This window comes from Erwinia sp. B116, assembly GCF_002865965.1.
Classification (GTDB): domain Bacteria; phylum Pseudomonadota; class Gammaproteobacteria; order Enterobacterales; family Enterobacteriaceae; genus Erwinia.
In genome coordinates this window covers 47,044-47,556 of the sequence record NZ_JRZZ01000024.1, presented here as the reverse complement: position 1 = coordinate 47,556, position 513 = coordinate 47,044, and the positions used below count along the sequence as shown (strand labels likewise).

The window sequence follows — 513 nt, the reverse complement described above, 5'->3', positions numbered from 1 at the left end:
ACCCTGATCTTTATCGACCATCAGCCGCAGATGTCGTTCGGCGTCGCCAACATCGACCGCCAGCAGCTGAAAAACAACACCGTGGCGCTGGCCAAAGCGGGCAAAATTTTCAACGTTCCGACCATTTACACCTCGGTGGAAACCGAAAGCTTCAGCGGCTACATCTGGCCGGAGCTGCTGGCGGTGCACCCGGAGGTGCAGCCGATTGAGCGTACTTCGATGAACTCCTGGGAAGATGCGGCCTTCGTGGCGGCGGTGAAAGCCACCGGCCGTAAGAAGCTGATTATCTCCGCCCTGTGGACCGAGGTGTGCCTGACCTTCCCGGCGCTGATGGCGCTGAAAGAGGGCTTCGAGGTATACGTGGTGACCGATACGTCCGGCGGCACCAGCGTCGACGCCCACGAGCGTTCGATTGACCGCATGGTGCAGGCGGGCGCGGTGCCGGTGACCTGGCAGCAGGTGCTGCTGGAGTACCAGCGTGACTGGGCGCGCAAAGAGACCTACGACGCGGTA

The 513-nt window shown here is 61.8% G+C and carries 1 protein-coding gene; it reads left to right on the top strand.

The window, feature by feature from the left end:
- Positions 1-3: 3 nt before the first annotated feature.
- The coding region (locus NV64_RS15795) for a hydrolase (RefSeq protein ID WP_233209003.1) at positions 4-513 on the top strand (510 nt) is incomplete at its 3' end.